Source organism: Calothrix sp. FACHB-168, from assembly GCF_963889195.1.
In the GTDB taxonomy this organism is placed as follows: Bacteria; Cyanobacteriota; Cyanobacteriia; order Cyanobacteriales; family Nostocaceae; genus Aulosira; species Aulosira anomala_A.
Genome location: NZ_CAWPNJ010000085.1, coordinates 126441 through 143856, shown reverse-complemented (window position 1 = coordinate 143856; position 17416 = coordinate 126441). Strand labels below are relative to the sequence as shown.

The following is a 17416-nucleotide window of genomic DNA, read 5'->3' as shown; positions in this document are numbered from 1 at the left end:
CGATAACGTAATATACATACCCGGGTAAGGCCGTTAAAGAAATATGCAAACGCAAACTAAGCAAAAAGTTACTTTGTATCTATCGCCTGAATTGCACAGGAGGCTGAAAATTCGTTCAGCAGTTGATTCTGAACCCATGTCAGATCTGGCAGAACGCGCCCTATTTTTCTACCTTTCTAATTCAGAATTAGTAGAAGAAATAGAAGCTTCTGTATATGGCAGAACTCATAGAGTATATTCCTGCCCCGAATGTGCAAGTTCGTTGGTATTAAGAGAAGGAGAACTAATTACCTTAAATAATCAACCTGGGGTAATTGGTCAAGATGATATTTCCATTGATGAAATGGATAAAGAAAAAACCCATCTTCTGGGTGAGGAAGAACTAGTTCCTTGTTAGTTATGAATTATGAAGAATTAAATTCATAATTCTATTTTCATCACCAGCAAAACGATGTCTGTACTGTACTAAGGTCTCAAGTAGGTCGATGTATGAAAGAAGAGCTCAATATTCTAATTCAAGCTCAATACCCTTTAATCTACCTTGTGACCTCCGAGGAAGAGCGGGCTGAGCAGGCAATTTCCACCATCGCCCAGTTACTAAAGCCCCAACGCCGAGTATTTGTTTGGACAGTAACTCACGGCATCGTGGAGTATGGTCAACCTCGGAATGTCACCCAACATAACACTGTTTCACCAGAAGCAGCAATTGAGTGGATTATCCGTCATAAAGAACCTGGTTTATTTATACTTAAAGATTTACATCCATTTATAGATGCACCTGCGACAACTAGATCGTTACGTGATGCGATCGCTAATTTTAAACTTTCGTCGCATGGTTCGCCAAAAAACATTATATTAATGTCGCCGGTTCAACAAGTACCTATCGAACTGGAAAAAGAAGTTGTAGTTCTTGACTTTCAACTACCAGATATGGCTGAGTTAAATAAAGTCTTAACTCACCATTTAGATCAAAATCGCGGGCGGAGGTTGACAACCGAAGCCAGAGAAAAACTTCTCAGAGCCGCCTTGGGTTTAACCAAAGATGAAGCCGAAAAAGTCTATCGCAAGGCACAGGTAACTACAGGGCGGTTGACGGAAGATGAAGTAGATATAGTTTTATCTGAGAAAAAGCAGCTAATCAGGCGCAATGGTATCTTAGAATACATCGAAGAAGATGAAACTATTGATGCTGTAGGTGGTTTAGAAGAATTGAAAAAGTGGCTCAAGCAACGCTCTAACGCTTTTACAGAAAAAGCGAGAGAGTATGGGCTACCCCAACCAAAAGGGATGTTAATTCTAGGAGTTCCAGGTTGTGGTAAATCCCTCATAGCGAAAACTACTTCTCGTCTTTGGGGGTTACCAATTTTACGCTTAGATATGGGTAGAGTTTACGACGGCTCAATGGTGGGTCGAAGTGAAGCCAATCTGCGTAATGCCTTGAAAACAGCAGAATCGATTTCCCCGACAATATTATTCATCGATGAATTAGATAAATCTTTTGCTGGTAGTGCTGGTTCTGGTGATTCAGATGGCGGTACCTCCAGCCGGATTTTCGGCTCTTTCCTCACCTGGATGCAAGAAAAGAAATCTCCTGTGTTCGTCATGGCAACAGCTAACAGAGTAGAGCGTTTGCCGGGAGAATTCTTAAGGAAAGGTCGTTTTGATGAAATCTTCTTTGTGGATCTGCCCACACCCGAAGAACGTCAGGATATATTTAACATTCACCTGACGAAGCGTCGTGAAGACATTTCACGATTTGATTTAGGACAACTAGCGAAAATGTCCGATGGCTTTTCTGGGGCAGAAATTGAACAAGCGATAGTGGCGGCGATGTACGAAGCTTTCGCCCAAGAACGCGAGTTCACCCAACTAGATATTATTGCTGCACTGAAGGCAACTTTACCGCTGTCTAGAACGATGCAAGAACAGGTCACAGCTTTAAGAGACTGGGCCAGACAGCGCGCCAGACCCGCAGCATCCTCCGTTGCTGAATATCAGCGAATGGAGTTTTAAAAGCTTTCCCCTGCTAATCCCAGGGGGAAAGGCTAGCAGTAAATGCTAGCAGCGCTCGAAACAAGCCGCTTTAAATTTAAGCGCGGCTTCCCCAAAAACAAACCGTTGTCGTTCTTTCTCAATCTTCTCTTTGGAGGAAACCCAAATGTCTCACTTTAGCACTCTGCGCACCAAAATCACCGATGCAGAAATCCTCAAAGCATCCTTGCGTGACCTGGGCATCAGCGTGAAGACTGAAGCTGATGTCCGTGGTTATAATGGTCAGCGCGTACGTTCTGACATCGTTGCTGTGTTAGAAGGCGAATATGACCTGGGTTGGTCTCGCAACAGTGATGGTTCCTTTGACCTCATTGCTGACCTTTGGGGCGTAGCTAAAAAGCATAATCAAACTGAGTTGATCAACTCCATCAACCAAAAATATGCAGTTAACAAAACCTTAGCTGAAGTAAAACAGCGCGGTTTACAAAACGCCAATGTGAAATTGGTATTGCAATAGTAATTTCTCTGCGCGTTCCCAAAGCTGCACGGGCTAACCAAGTAACTAGCGGTTAGCCCGCTTTTTTTGCGCTTAGTTAATTCATAGTCTGTTGTCAAACCGTCAACTTTCTACCTAAAATCCCCTGACTGGCTTCAGTACAGGGGATTTTTGTTGAAAGCGGTGGGGCATTTTTTCAACAACGCGCCGAACGCGGTAGCATAAATTTTTCTTTCTCTGCGGCAAATTTACCGCGCACCATTAAAACAGTTTCTTCAATCACACCGGGAAATGCTTGCACATTTTCCGTATTGAGAAGTTCGGGACTAAAGTAAATTACTACCTCTTCAATGAATTGAGGTATTCTCACTAGGATTTCTGACAACGGATGTATCTGTGTGCTGACTATATCAAATAGATGCAATCGAGTATCTTCTATTTCTATACAGGCGATCGCATCTAAATCTGCTGCATAATATAAAGGACGGCTGCCTTCATTCACAAAGAACACGGCTTTTTCCTGAACTACCCCGACTACATTAGAGACTGGTACTCGTGTTTCTAACAGTCTGTGCAGTAATTCTAAATTTTCGTTAGCTGTCAAATCTAGTTCTCTCCAGCCATCTGTGCTACCTGTAGAACTGCATTGAACTTTGAAGATATGTTCTGCGATGACACGAAAGCCAAAAGGTAGATAAAATTCTGGCTGCGATGTGGACAATACAAGAGTTTCATAAAGCTTGTCGCAATATTCCAACACTTCATTCATGACAGCGCGGTAATAACCTTTTCTGCGAAACTCTGGACGGGTAGCGACTGCATGAATTCCGCCAACAGTTACTTTTTCTCCCATGATGTAGAGAGGAATTTCGACTACTCCCACATGGCTAATTGCTATATCTTCATGAAAATAAATAAAAGGAGTGGAAGCAGCTTCCCAAGATGCACCTAGCTTTCGTCCACATTCAGCTAAACTACTGAGTCCGGGAAATGTGATTTCTAACAAGTCAAACAGCTTACCGCTAAGAGAAGGGTCTACTGCAAAGGATTGTTGAAAGCGATCGCAGTTCATAGTGCTAATTTTACTACGGGAATAATAAAATCATAAACCTCGCCACTTCTATGAAGAGATGAGTAAAATATTGGATATTTTTCTCCAAAAATATACTTATTTAAAATCTGTTTTTGTGTATAAACTGAACCCGCGATTTCTACACGGGCAATAATCCCATGATTTCATTTCTTCGCCAAAATTTAGGGAAATTAAAGCTGCTGATTCTCTTAGCGGTTAGCTTGGGTACTACATCAATTAATTCTGTACAGGCGCAAATCGTCCCAGATAATACATTAGGTGCAGAAAGTATAAAACTGACACCAAATACCAACATTCAGGGATTACCGACAACCTTAATTGAAGGTGGTGCTACTAGAGGTGTTAACTTATTTCAGAGTTTCTTACAATTTAATGTTGGTGAAGGACAACGAGTATATTTTGCTAATCCCACAGGAATTGAAAATATCTTTACTCGCGTCACGGGAAGCGATATCTCTAGAATTTTCGGGACTTTGGGCGTAGATGGGAGAGCAAATTTATATTTTCTCAATCCCAATGGCATAATATTTGGTGCTAACGCGCGTTTAGATGTGACTGGTTCATTTTTGGCGACGACAGCTAATAGTTTTGTTTTTGATAATGGGTTGAAATTTAGCGCCAATCATCCTGAAGCAGCGCCGCTACTGACAGTTAATTTACGTCCTGGTTTGCAATTTGCGGCTAATTCATCGGGGATGATTAGCGCGCGCGGAAATTTAAGCGTCGGGCAAGATTTGAGCCTAATTGCTGCTAATCTAGATTTACAAGGTAAGTTACAAGCTAGTAGAGATTTAACCCTAATTGCTCAAGATACAGTTAAAATCAGAGACACAGCTAGCAATCCTGTAATTGTTTCCGCAGGCGAAAAGTTAACTCTCCAAAGTAATCAAAGTATAGATATATTTGCTTTAAACCACCCTGAAAGTGGTTTATTTGCTAGTGCAGATATGGTTTTACGCAGTCCTAATACTATAGCTGGAGATGCTCGCTATTGGGCTGGCGGGAATTTTCAGATTGAAAAATTAGATGGAAATTTGGGTAATCTGTTTAGCCCTAATGACCCAATTATACGTGCTAGCGGCGACGTTAATTTTCATAGTTACCAAGGCGCTTCTTTGCATATTTTGGCGGGCGGTGCAGTGAATATTGATAGTATTAAAATCATCGGTGCAGATAAAAGTAATCCGGGAAATTCAATTGTAGAAAATGTACCTTTATCAATCAGTCTTGCTAATGGGACAAATTCTGTAGCTATTAATGGTGCAAAAGAACCAACATTAGATATTCGCGCGGGAACTACTGCATTTGCAACTCCCCGCCTGACACCAAATCCGATAACTGGCGTAATTGGCATAGTTAATCCTAATGCACCAAGTTCAAGTGCCAATATTAATATTGGCAGTATTATCAATCTCAATTATTCATTAACTGGCGAACCAATCAAAGGCAAAATACTGTTAACAAATCAGTACGCACCTAATGAATTATCTGGTAACATTACAACCGATTTGATTCAAACATTTGGCGATGTCATCGTTGATTCGCGAGGTGACATTAACAGTAACGGCGTCATTGATATTTCTTTTGGATTGGATAGCAACAATAATCTTCAACTGATTGCTAATAAAAATATTAATGTTGTTGGCAGTTTACTGTCCGATTTAAGCGGTTTAGGTAATGGAAATGGCGGAAATATTACTCTTGTTAGTAAAAGTGCTGGTATTGATACCAGATTTGCCGATATAATCTCCAAAACACCTAATGGATTAGCAGGAGATGTGATTATAGAAGCTCCAGGAGATATTTATCTAGGTGATATAGAAGCATCGAGTAATTTTAATAATGTAGATAGTAGCGATTCTGGTAAGTTATTTAGCAGCATCAATATCAAATCTAGCAATGGTTCTGTATATCTAAATAACTCGCATTTAGATACTACAAATATTGGTATCAGCTATGCAGGAGATATAAATATTACTGCTTTTCAGGAATTAAAAATTGAGAATGATAGTAATATTTCTAGTCTTGGTAATAACGGTCAAATTTCTCTGGGTAAATCCAGCTATGCTAATTTATCTCCGCAAATTTTGAATATTTTTGATTCCCGCTTAATTACTGATAATCCTAGCAAACAAGGTAGTGCTGGCAATATTAGAATTACATCGGTAAACGACATAGCTATTGCTAATAGTAAGATATATAGTAATGCTTCTATTGATGCCAGTAAAACTAATGCGGGTAATATTTATCTGGAATCTTTAGGTTCAATTTCTTTGACTAATAGTCAAATTGCTAGTGATGTTATAGGCGGAACAGGTAATGCGGGAAATCTCAGACTAGATTCTGGTGCAATATCATTGCTAGGAACTATCCTGAAAACAGATAATAACGGACTAGGAGATGGGGGAAGTATAGAAATTAATGCCAGTAAACAGGATATTTCTCTGCAAAACAGTCAAGTTAATAGCGAAAGTAATAGTTTAGATAATAGTAGTTCTGATACTTACCTTTTACCTGGTTATATTCAAATTGCTGCTAACCAAGGTTCGGTAATATTAGAAGAATCTAGATTGAATACAACAAATACTGCTGGTGGTTATGCTGGGGGTATATTGATTAATGCCTTAAATGAGATTATTTTCAATCGGAATTCTGGTAAAACTGGCAATGCAACCCTGGGAATTGTCAGTAATGGAAATTCAGGTAATATTTTGATTGGATATTCCCCTAATGATCAATCTTTAAGCCCAAAAAAAGTAACGATTAACAGCAGTTTTTTAACTAGTAGCAACTTGGTAGCAGGTAATAATACCGAAAATATTCTGACTAAAAATGCGGGTAATATAACAGTGCAATCTTTAGGAGAGATATCTTTAACTAGCAGTAATTTAGAAACTACAACTTATGGTTCTGGTGCGGGAGGAAGTATTAGCGTAACAGGTAATTCACTATCTTTGAGTAATAGGAGTTCTCTTTTAGCTAATACGCTAGGAACTGGTAAAGCTGGAAGTGTAACTGTCAAGACAACGGGTGGAACAGTCTCGCTTTCGGAAAGTAGTATGAATACTGGTAGTGACGATTTAATTGCGAAAGTTACACAAAATGAACCATATAAAGAAGGACAAGGTGGCGGCGGTGATATTACTATTAACACTGCGGCTTTATTTGTAACTAAAAACTCTATTTTAAATGCTAATACTTTTGGAGCAGAGAACAGTGGTAATCTCTATATTACAGTAGATAAAACTGTATCTTTTGCTGATAGTTCTATTATTAATGCTAGTACATCTCTTCAAGGTAATGCTGGTGATATTAATATTAAAGCTCAGGAAATTTATTTTAGTAATGAATCTTTAATTCAAGCAGAAACTTTTGGCAGTGGTAAGGCTGGTAATATTGATATGACTGCTGAATTAATCTCCTTAAATCAGTCATCAAGATTTGATGCCCAAACCTTTGGTAGTGGTAAGGCTGGTAATGTAAATATCAAAACTCAATCACTGTCTTTAACAGAGGGATCGAGAATTAATGGTAATACTTCTAGTAGTGGTAATGGGGGAAATATTACTATTAATCCCCTGAATTTACAGCAACAATCTACTGCAGCTGTGACTTTATCTGGTGCATCATTTCTCAATGGATTTTCTACTGGCTTGTTTGTCAATACAGAAAGTAAATTAGCAGATGCTGGCGCTGGTGGCAATATTACTATTAATACTGGTAATTTATCTATTAAAAATGGTGCAGTTTTAAGCGCACCTTCTAAAAGTAGCGGTAGCGGTGGGAATATCGAGATTAATGTCAATAATCTGGAAATTACAGCTGGCGGACAAATTCTCACAAATGCTTATAGTAGTGGAGAAGCTGGTAGTATTAAAATTAATGCTAGTAATAATGTGGCGATCGCAGGTCAGGATTTAAGCTACAATCAACGACTGGAAGCACTAACAGAGAATTTTGATGTAATTAAAGATACCTACGGTTTTACATCCACGACAAGCGATCGCGAAATTGTTGGTATATTTGGCCCCATAAATCAATATAGCGGTCTATTCGCCAATACAGAAGCCAATTCTACAGGCGATGGCGGTACAATTAACATTGATCCGATTCAAGTCACCCTCAAAGACGAAGCGAAAATCTCTGTAGATAGTCAGGGTACAGGTGTCGCAGGTAGTATTAGCATCACCGCTAATCGTCTGACATTGGATAACCTTGCAGGTATTAGTGCCGATACCGATAGCGGTCAAGGTGGTAGTATTACACTGAATGTGCAAGATTTACTGTTATTGCGGCGTAACAGTACAATCTCTACCACCGCAGGAAAACAAGGTGCGGGTGGTGATGGTGGTGCGATCGCAATTAATCTAAATACAAGTAATGGCTTTATTGTCTCGCCAGCTGCTGAAAATAATGATATCTCAGCTAATGCCTTTTCTGGTAGTGGTGGTGCGATCGCTATCAACGCTAAAGGGGTAATTGGTTTAGCAACCCTCACCAGGGTGGAATTAGAACAGAAATTAGGTACAACCAACCCCGAAAAACTTAACCCCCAATTGCTGCAAACTAATGATATTACGGCGATTTCCCAAACAGATCCCCAATTAAACGGTGTAGTCAGTATAAATTCTCCAGAGATTGACCCCAGTAAAAGTATTATCTCACTGCCGACGAACGCAACAGACCCATCACAGCAAATTGCTCAAAGTTGTGGTGTGGGGAATCAAAAACTAGCGAGTACATTTACTGATACTGGGCGTGGTGGATTACCGCCTAAGCCTGATGAATTTCTCAGTAGCGATACGGTGTGGGAAGATGTTCGTCTGCGTGCTAATTCTCTACAGCAAAGAGTGTCTACCCAAACAACAAACCCCACAACCCATCAAGAAAAGCCAGTATTAACTATGCCTGCGACTGGTTGGGTATTCAATAATAAAGGCGAAGTTACCCTCATTTCTCAAACACCTCAATCTTCTGCTATGGGAATCAATTCCTCTAGCTGTGCGGCTAAATAAAGTTTGTTTTCAGCATAAATTTTTCAAGGTAATACTTATATGGTTGCATTTACTAGCCACCAGTTATGGCAATTATTCGCTATTACGAGTTTGATATGTGCGTTGATGAACTCTGCACAGGCGCAAATTGTCCCAGATAATACATTAGGTGCAGAAAGTACAAATCTGACAACAAATACTAACGTTCAAGGATTACCGACAACTTTGATTGAAGGTGGTGCGACTAGAGGCGTTAATTTGTTTCAGAGTTTCTTACAATTTAATATTGGTGAAGGACAACGAGTATATTTTGCTAATCCCGCAGGAATTGAAAATATCTTTACTCGCGTTACTGGAAGCGATACCTCCAAAATTTTCGGAACTTTGGGCGTAGATGGGAGAGCAAATTTATATTTTCTCAATCCCAATGGCATAATATTTGGTGCTAACGCGCGGTTAGATATTCCTGGTTCATTTTTGGCGACAACAGCTAATAGTTTTGTCTTTAATAATGGCTTAAAATTTAGCGCCAATAATCCTGAAGCAGCGCCACTACTCACAGTCAATTTGCGTCCGGGGTTGCAGTTTGCGGAAAATCAATCTGCAAGTATTAGCAATCGCGGGAATTTAAATGTTGGGCAAGAGTTGAGTCTAATTGCTGGTAATCTCGATTTACAAGGTCAATTAATTGCTAATTCATTAACTGGAAATAGCGGTAATATCACTCTCATCAGTCAGCAAGGTGGTATTGACAGCAAATTTTTAAATATAACCTCTGTGGCTGATAACGGATTGGCTGGAAATGTTACTATTACCGCTCCGGGTGATATATATATAGGTAATATTAAACTTGCTAGTAATTCTAGTAATAATCACTTTAGTAAGATAAATATTAATTCTACTAACGGTTCTGTTTATTTAACAGGATCTAATTTTAACATACAAAATATCGGCTCTGGCTATGCAGGAGAAATAGCGATTAATGCCAGAAAATTGCTTCAAATTGATAACGCTAGTAAAGTTTTTATCACTGGAAATCTGGGGAAAATTTCGCTTGGAGTTTCCGAATATCCAGAATTATCTCCTGAAAAAATCAACATTAATAACTCACAAATTAATAATAGTAACTTTGAGGCTGGTTATAATGTCGGTGATATTACAATGAAATCCCTGGGAGAATTATTAATCGATAACAGTAACTTAGAAACTGTAACTGCTAGTTCTAGTTATGGCGGAAAGATTAATCTAGAGGCTAATACAATATCTTTAGCAAATCAAAGTTCGCTGTTTGCAAATACTCTGAGTACGGGAAAAGCAGGTAGCATAAATTTGCAAACAACTGGTGGTGCAGTTTCTTTATCGGCAAGTAGTATTAATACTGGTAGTAATCAACTTAACGTAAATCTCGAAAATTTAACTAATCAAGAAGGTGCTGGTGGTGGTGATATTAATATCGCTGCTAGCGATTTATTTTTAACCAATATCTCTCTTTTAAATGCTAGTACTTTAGGATCTGGAGATAGTGGGAGTATTTCGATTACAGTAGATAAAACAGCATCTTTTAGCGATAATTCTATTTTAAATGCCAGAACGTATTTGCGAGGAAATGCCGGGAATGTAAATATTACAAGCCAGGATTTGATATTTAATAACGAATCGCTGATTCAAGCTACAACTTTTGGTACTGGAAACGCCGGCAACATCAATATAATTGCGCCATCATTGACTTTAAGTAATACATCCAGAATTGATGCCCAAACTTTTGGCAGTGGCAATGCAGGTAATATTAATATCAATACACAGTTGCTTTCTCTCCAAGGGGGAGCAAGAATTAATGCAGAAACTTTTGCCAGTGGTAATGGTGGCAATATTACTATTAATCCTCTCAATGATGCAAGTCAAGCTACTGCTGCTATAAATATATCTGGCTCTGCACCGTTGATTAGAACATCTAGCGGCTTTTCTGTGAATACAGAAAGCGAAAAAAATGATGCTGGTTCTGGTGGTAATATTACCATAACAACGGGGACTTTATCTATTAATAATGGAGGTGTTTTGAGCGCTCCTTCTAAAAGTAGAGCTAGGGGCGGAAATATCAATATTAATGTGCATAATTTGGAGCTTACAGGCGGCGGGCAAATTATCACCAATGCCTATAGAAGTGGACAAGCAGGTAGTATCAAAATTAATGCGACTGAGAATATTACAATTTCTGGGCAAAATTATGAATACGAACAAAAATTGAATGAGCTTAAACAACAATTAGATTTTCTAAAAGCTGTCTATGATGTTTTGTTGGTTGAGAATGACAAAGATAGTCAACGTATACTCAACCCAATTAATAACTTAGTTAATAAATTAAGTGATTTCTTAGCTAATCCTAAATCGATTTTATTCCTAAATGAACTGAAGACGAGACTAGATAAATTTAAGAATAGTTTTGATTTTCAATTAATTATCAGCGATCCAGAAATTGCTAGCTTATTGGTACCGATTAATAACTTAATTAATAATTTGGATAGATTGGAACAGATTATTAATTATGTTCCACAAATCAATGCACTCCAAGAGAGACTGAATAAACTTAAATATACCTACGATTTCGTTGTACCCACAAGCGATGGCGAAGTCAGGCGCATACTTGGCCCCATAAATCAATATAGCGGTCTATTCGCCAACACAGAAGCCAATTCTACAGGCGATGGCGGTACAATTAACATCGACCCGATCCAAGTCACCCTCAAAGACGAAGCGAAAATCTCTGTAGATAGTCAGGGTACAGGTGTTGCAGGTAGTATTAGCATTAGCGCCAATCGTCTAACATTGGATAACCTTGCAGGTATTAGTGCTGACACCGATAGCGGTCAAGGTGGTAGTATTACACTGAATGTGCAAGATTTACTGTTATTGCGGCGTCATAGTACAATCTCTACCACCGCAGGAAAACAAGGCGCGGGTGGTGATGGTGGTGCGATCGCAATTAATCTCAATCCGAATAATGGCTTTATTGTCTCGCCAGCTGCTGAAAATAATGATATCTCAGCTAATGCCTTTTCTGGTAGTGGTGGTGCTATTGAAATTAACGCTAAAGGCGTAATTGGTTTAGCAACCTTAACCAGATTGGAACTAGAACAGAAATTAGGTACAACCAACCCCGAAAAACTTGACCCCCAATTGCTGCAAACTAATGATATTACGGCGATTTCCCAAACTGACCCTCAATTAAACGGTGTAGTCAGTATTAATTCTCCAGAGATTGACCCTAGTAAAAGTATTATCTCACTCCCCACGAACGCAACAGACCCATCACAGCAAATCGCCCAAAGTTGTGGGGTGGGGAATCAAAAGCTAGCGAGTACATTTACTGATGCTGGGCGTGGTGGATTACCGTCTAAGCCTGATGAATTTCTCAGTAGTGATACGGTGTGGGAGGATGTTCGGTTGCGTGCTAATTCTCCACAGCAAACAGTGTCTACTGAGGCGGTAAAACCCACAGCTAGTCAGGAAAAGACTGTGTTAACTATGCCTGCGACTGGTTGGTTATTTAATAATAAAGGCGAAGTTACCCTCATTTCTCATACACCGCAATCTTCTACTGTAGGAATCGATTCCTCTACTTGTGCGGTTAAGTAGAAAACACAATAGTCTGTCAAGATTTACGCAAAAGTTCCTCAGACTCCTCTCTGTGTACTCTGTGTTCTCTGCGGTTTTTGTAAACATTTATGAATTGACCAAGTGCTACTTGTAGCCGTTTTAACTTTCATCGCATACAACTTGTGTATAGTCGCTTACTAATACAGCAATTAGGTTCATACCAATTCCAGAAAAAAATGAGACAGATGCGTAGGTTGGGTTGAACGAAGTGAAACCCAACATATACAAGGCTTTGGGTTGTTGGGTTACCCTTCTCCTGCGGAGACGCTACGCGAACGGGAAGCCGCTCCGCGTCTACGTTCCTCAACCCAACCTACATTCACATCATATTTTTTGTGAAATGGTATCAGTAAGGATTACAACGCTGTGAACGAAATCAGTTTTTTTAAGGAACCGCCAAGACGCCAAGACGCCAAGGATACAGAGAGAAGAATTAGAAGGAAGAAAAGGCAAAGTAATGCCTAACTGAATTGTATTTAGTTGAAATACGCATAATATCTGAAAAACCTGAATCTTCTCAATTGAGAAGCACTATATATATGTATGCATCAAAGAAAAAACACATTAAAAATCACAGAAATTGGCTGATATTTATATTCTTACTCTTTAATTTTTTTATTCCTAAATCGTTAGCACAAACGCCTACCAACCCACCGATACAAGATATCAATCGTCAAATTGAACAACCGACTACACCCACTCCTATATTACCCAAACTACCGAATTTAGAGGAGTTATTTCCCACTTCACCTGTTACTAATCCGCCGATTGAGGAAAATGTTCCGCCAGATTTAGCGGGAAAAATTCAGGTAACTAAATTTGAGGTGGTGGGTAGTACTGTTTTTAGTCAAGAACAATTAGATAAAATTCTCCAGGAATTTATCAATAAACCTATCACTTTTCCTCAACTATTAGAAGCAGCCGATAAAATTACTGAACTTTATACTCAAGGTTGTGAAGCAGAAAATAAAAATACAGATTTACCTTGTTATGTAAATTCAGGTGCATATATTCCAGCTAACCAAACTTTTAAAGTTGAGGGTGGTGTAGTTAAAATTCAAGTTTTGGAAGGGAGTTTAGAAACTATTGAAATTCGCGGTACAAATAGGCTAAATCCTGATTATGTGAGAAGTCGCCTTGCTTTAGCTACAGGTAAGCCTTTAAATTTAAAAAAGTTAATGCAAGCTTTGCAACTTTTACAATTAGATCCATTAATCAAAAATATCTCGGCGGAATTGGGTAATGGGGTAAATCCGGGTGCAAGTATTTTATCTGTGCAAGTTACGGAAGCAAAAACATTTACAGTGCAAGTTAGTTTAGATAATAAACGTACACCGGGTATTGGGAGTTTAGAACGACAAATTCAACTAAATCAAGCTAATCTGTTGGGTTTGGGTGATGGCTTAAGCGTGGGTTATACCAATACTGATGGTAGTAATAGTGTAGATGTCAGCTATAGATTACCCGTCAATCCTCGGAATGGAACTGTGCAATTTAACTATAGTTATGCAGCGAGTAATGTAATTGAAAAACCTTTCAATGTTTTAGATATTGAAGGAACTTCTCAAGAATATGGGATTAGTTTTCGCCAACCATTAGTGGAAACGCCGACAACAGAATTTGCAGTTGGGGTAAGTGCGAGTCATCGAGATAGTGATGTTGGTTTTTTGCAAGCACAAATAGGCGAAAGACTTCCGTTTCCTTCTCCTGGTGCGAGTGCAGATGGAACCACAAAAGTAACTATTTTGCGATTATTTCAAGAATGGACTCAGCGTAGTAGTCAACAAGTATTAGCAGCGCGATCGCAATTTAGTTTCGGGATAGACGCATTAGGTGCGACAATCAATCAAGATGCGCCAGATGGTCAATTTTTTACCTGGCGAGGACAGGCGCAATGGGTAAGGTTATTAGCACCAGAAACTTTATTTTTATTGCGTACAGATTTGCAAATAGCTGATAAGCCTCTCTTAGCTTCTGAACAAATTGGTTTAGGAGGACAAGCAACAGTTAGAGGTTATCGTCAAGACCAAATATTAGCAGATAATGGCTTTTTAGCAACGGCAGAATTCCGTTATCCAGTATTACGAGTTCCTCAAGTTAATGGCTTATTACAAATTACGCCATTTCTAGATTTTGGTACAGCTTGGAATATTTCTCAACCGGGGAGAACTAATCTTAATCCCGATACTCTCGCTTCTACAGGAATCGGACTTTTATGGCAACAAAATAATTTAACTGCCCGTTTTGATTGGGGTATCCCTCTAGGTATTGATATTTCTAATAAAAATACTTGGCAGGAAAATGGACTATATTTTTCTGTGATTTATACACAGGCTTTTTAGTCAATGGTCAACAGTCAACAGTCAACAGTCAACAATATTTATGTCTCTCATTTTACTTTTAAGTAGTTTATTTATCAATTCATCGCCTAATCTGACTCAACAAATTTCACCTCTAGTTGCAGTGATTAACAATCAAGTTTCAGAGGAACGAGTTAGCAATGGTAAAGACTTATTAGATAAAGCTGTAATATCATACCAACAAGAACAATATGCACCAGCTTTGAAGATGTTTCAACAGGCTGATGTGGCATTTCAATCATCGGGAGATAAACTTAACCAAGCATTAGCATTAAATTACCTTTCTTTAACTTATCAACAGTTAGGACAGTTAGCTGATGCGCAACAGGCGACTGACGAAAGTTTACAGTTATTAAATAATAAATCTGATAGTAAAGATTATTTATCTATTCTTGCTCAAACGCTAAATACTCAAGGTCAATTACAATTAGCAAAGGGGGAAACAGAAAAAGCTTTAACTAGTTGGCAAGAAGCAAGCAATACTTATAGTAAAATTGGCGATGAAATCGGCAAGCTTGGCAGTAAAATTAACCAGGCGCAAGCATTACAAACATTAGGACTTTACCGTCGCGCTAATAATACCTTAGAAGAAATTAAACTAATTTTAGATAAACAAGCAGACTCTCTTTTAAAAGTCACTGGTTTGCTGAGTCTGGGCAATACTTTACGTGTGGTAGGACATGCTGATAAATCTCGGAGTATATTAACAGAAAGTTGCCAAATTCAAGCGAAATTATTGAAATTAGAAACAGTTTGTAATCCTACATTATCAGCAAGTTTAAACAATACCAATACAGGAAAACCAAACCCCGAACAAGAAAAGCTAGCAGAAATTTTATTAAGTTTAGGAAATACGGCGCAAGCACAGCAAGATATTGAAGCGGCTATTCGGTTTTATGAACGTTCTGCAAGTATTTCTCAGAAGCAAACTACACAATTACAAGCAAATTTAAATCAATTACGATTGTTAATTCAATCTGGTGAAGATAAGTTTTTGTTGACGCAAGGGTTACCCCAGGAAATCATCTCGCAAATTGCTAATTTATCAGCAAAGATAGAGAATTTACCCGCAAGTCGCAGTAATATTTATGCGCGGATTAATTTTGCCCAAATGCTGCTAAGGTTAGCCAAAACAGGATTATTCGCTAAAGATATAATTGCCCAAAATCCCCAAAATAATTGTACATCTGCTGATTCTTTGTGTAATGCTGCTAAGATTGTGGCTACAGGTTTTCAGCAAGCGGAAACTTTAGCAGATGTGCGATCGCAAGCTTACGCTTTAGGTACATTAGGTAGTTTATACGAATACACTCAGCAATGGACGGAAGCGCGAACTTTGACGCAGCAAGCGCTAAAATTAGCAGAAGGAATTCAAGCTAGAGATATTGCTTACCGTTGGCAATGGCAATTAGGACGAATCCTCAGTGCTACAGGTAATCCTGAAGAAAATCAACAAGGTGCGATCGCAGCTTACGATCGCGCAGTCAAGAGTTTAAAATCTATCCGTCGTGATTTAGTCACCGTCAATCGCGATGCGCAATTTTCATTTCGCGATGAAGTAGAACCAGTGTATCGCGAATATGTAAGCTTACTCTTACCAAAAACAGGCGAACCGAGCGCGGAGAATTTAGATAAAGCTAGAAAAGTTATCGAATCTTTACAGTTAGCAGAACTCGATAACTTTTTCCGTTCAGCTTGTTTAGATACTAAACCCGTGGAAATTGATGAAATCGATACCCAGAAACAAACTGCGGTAATTTACCCGGTACTGTTGAGCGATCGCTTATCGATTATTCTCTCATTACCACACCAGCAAAAAAATAAATCTCTGAAATTACATACAGTTATTCTCGCCAAACAAGAATTTCAAACACAAGTTAAAAAACTCCAGCAAGAAATATTCTTGAAAAGTCCGCGAGAATTCCTCAAAACCTCAAAGCAAATCTATGAATGGTTAATTCGTCCGATTGAAGCAGATTTAGCAAATAGTGGTGTTAAAAATATTGTCTTCGTTTTAGATGGTAACTTACAAAGTATCCCAATTTCTGCACTTTACGACCAACAGAAAAAGCAATATTTGATTCAAAAATCTTATAACATTGCTATCACCCCAGGTTTAGAATTATTACCCCCAAAAGCTGTGAGTCAAAACCGCTTACAAGCATTAATTGGGGGACTCAGTGAAGCCCGTGATACATTCCCTGCTATCCCTGGTGTGAAAAATGAACTTGAGCAAATCAAAGATATATTAACAACTAGAGGAAACTTTATTAATGAAAATTTCACTCAGCAAAAAATAGAAGATGCAGTTAAATCATTTCCGGGAGGAATATTACACCTAGCAACACATGGTAAATTTAGTTCTAAAGCTGAAGAAACTTTTATTTTGACTTGGAATCAAAGATTAAATGTCAATGATTTTAGTTCGGTACTAAAAACTCGTGAATCCAAGCAACAAGCGGCTATAGATTTACTAGTTCTCAGTGCTTGCGAAACAGCCACCGGCGATAGTCGCGCCGCTTTAGGAATAGCTGGAATTGCTGTACAATCGGGGGCGCGCAGCACATTAGCAACCCTGTGGACTGTTAACGATGAAGCTACTTCGGCGCTAATGATTGAGTTTTATAAACAGATAGCGCAAAACCAAAAAAAAGCTGAAGCATTGCGGAATGCACAACTTATTCTGCTATCAGGAAAATTAAATCCCGTCTTTAAACATCCCTATTACTGGGCACCTTTTGTATTAGTCGGTAACTGGCAATAAAGAGGTTATATAGTCATCTTAAATGATTGGTGAAGTATAACATATAGGGTTGTTGACTGTTAA

8 protein-coding genes are annotated in these 17416 nt (G+C 38.7%); 7 read left to right on the top strand and 1 reads right to left on the bottom strand.

Annotated features, from left to right (window positions below):
- The first annotated feature begins 43 nt into the window (after window positions 1–43).
- The 3 genes from AACW45_RS35965 (at window position 44) to AACW45_RS35955 (ending at window position 2509) form a co-directional block, all read left to right on the top strand.
- Window positions 44–397, top strand: coding sequence for a hypothetical protein (locus AACW45_RS35965; RefSeq protein WP_096642411.1), 354 nt, complete (start codon window positions 44–46; stop codon window positions 395–397).
- 92 nt (window positions 398–489) lie between these two features.
- Entirely contained in the window at window positions 490–2013 is a 1524-nt protein-coding gene (ycf46, locus tag AACW45_RS35960; protein WP_190539867.1) for a stress-responsive protein Ycf46, read from the top strand.
- A gap of 145 nt (window positions 2014–2158) precedes the next feature.
- Window positions 2159–2509: a DUF1257 domain-containing protein gene (locus AACW45_RS35955; RefSeq protein ID WP_015136553.1), complete on the top strand. Its 351-nt coding sequence runs from the start codon at window positions 2159–2161 to the stop codon at window positions 2507–2509.
- 175 nt (window positions 2510–2684) lie between these two features.
- Here the strand turns inward: AACW45_RS35955 and AACW45_RS35950 are convergent, their stop codons facing one another.
- Window positions 2685–3560 (bottom strand): GNAT family N-acetyltransferase, encoded by an 876-nt coding sequence (locus AACW45_RS35950; RefSeq protein WP_190630518.1) that lies wholly within the window; start codon window positions 3558–3560, stop codon window positions 2685–2687.
- A 158-nt stretch (window positions 3561–3718) separates the two neighbouring features.
- Here AACW45_RS35950 and AACW45_RS35945 point away from each other — a divergent pair, with 158 nt between their 5' ends.
- From AACW45_RS35945 to AACW45_RS35930, 4 genes are all read left to right on the top strand, one after another.
- On the top strand, window positions 3719–8596 hold the full coding sequence (locus tag AACW45_RS35945) for a two-partner secretion domain-containing protein (RefSeq protein ID WP_190630517.1): 4878 nt from the start codon (window positions 3719–3721) through the stop codon (window positions 8594–8596).
- A gap of 39 nt (window positions 8597–8635) precedes the next feature.
- Window positions 8636–12208 carry a two-partner secretion domain-containing protein gene (locus AACW45_RS35940; RefSeq protein WP_190630515.1) on the top strand — a complete coding sequence of 1191 codons (3573 nt, stop codon included), beginning with the start codon at window positions 8636–8638 and terminating at the stop codon, window positions 12206–12208.
- Between the two features lie 560 nt (window positions 12209–12768).
- Window positions 12769–14571, top strand: coding sequence for a ShlB/FhaC/HecB family hemolysin secretion/activation protein (locus AACW45_RS35935; RefSeq protein ID WP_190630513.1), 1803 nt, complete (start codon window positions 12769–12771; stop codon window positions 14569–14571).
- Window positions 14572–14611: 40 nt separating this feature from the next.
- Entirely contained in the window at window positions 14612–17353 is a 2742-nt protein-coding gene (locus AACW45_RS35930) for a CHAT domain-containing protein (protein WP_190630512.1), read from the top strand.
- The last annotated feature ends 63 nt before the right edge of the window (window positions 17354–17416 follow it).

Bases quoted from the DNA above. Each gene is read 5' to 3' on its own strand.
- AACW45_RS35930 (WP_190630512.1), top strand. From the start codon at position 14,612: ATGTCTCTCATTTTACTTTTAAGTAGTTTATTTATCAATTCATCGCCT.
- AACW45_RS35940 (WP_190630515.1), top strand. From the start codon at position 8,636: ATGGTTGCATTTACTAGCCACCAGTTATGGCAATTATTCGCTATTACG.
- ycf46 (WP_190539867.1), top strand. From the start codon at position 490: ATGAAAGAAGAGCTCAATATTCTAATTCAAGCTCAATACCCTTTAATC.
- AACW45_RS35945 (WP_190630517.1), top strand. From the start codon at position 3,719: ATGATTTCATTTCTTCGCCAAAATTTAGGGAAATTAAAGCTGCTGATT.
- AACW45_RS35955 (WP_015136553.1), top strand. From the start codon at position 2,159: ATGTCTCACTTTAGCACTCTGCGCACCAAAATCACCGATGCAGAAATC.
- AACW45_RS35965 (WP_096642411.1), top strand. From the start codon at position 44: ATGCAAACGCAAACTAAGCAAAAAGTTACTTTGTATCTATCGCCTGAA.
- AACW45_RS35935 (WP_190630513.1), top strand. From the start codon at position 12,769: ATGTATGCATCAAAGAAAAAACACATTAAAAATCACAGAAATTGGCTG.
- AACW45_RS35950 (WP_190630518.1), bottom strand. From the start codon at position 3,560: ATGAACTGCGATCGCTTTCAACAATCCTTTGCAGTAGACCCTTCTCTT.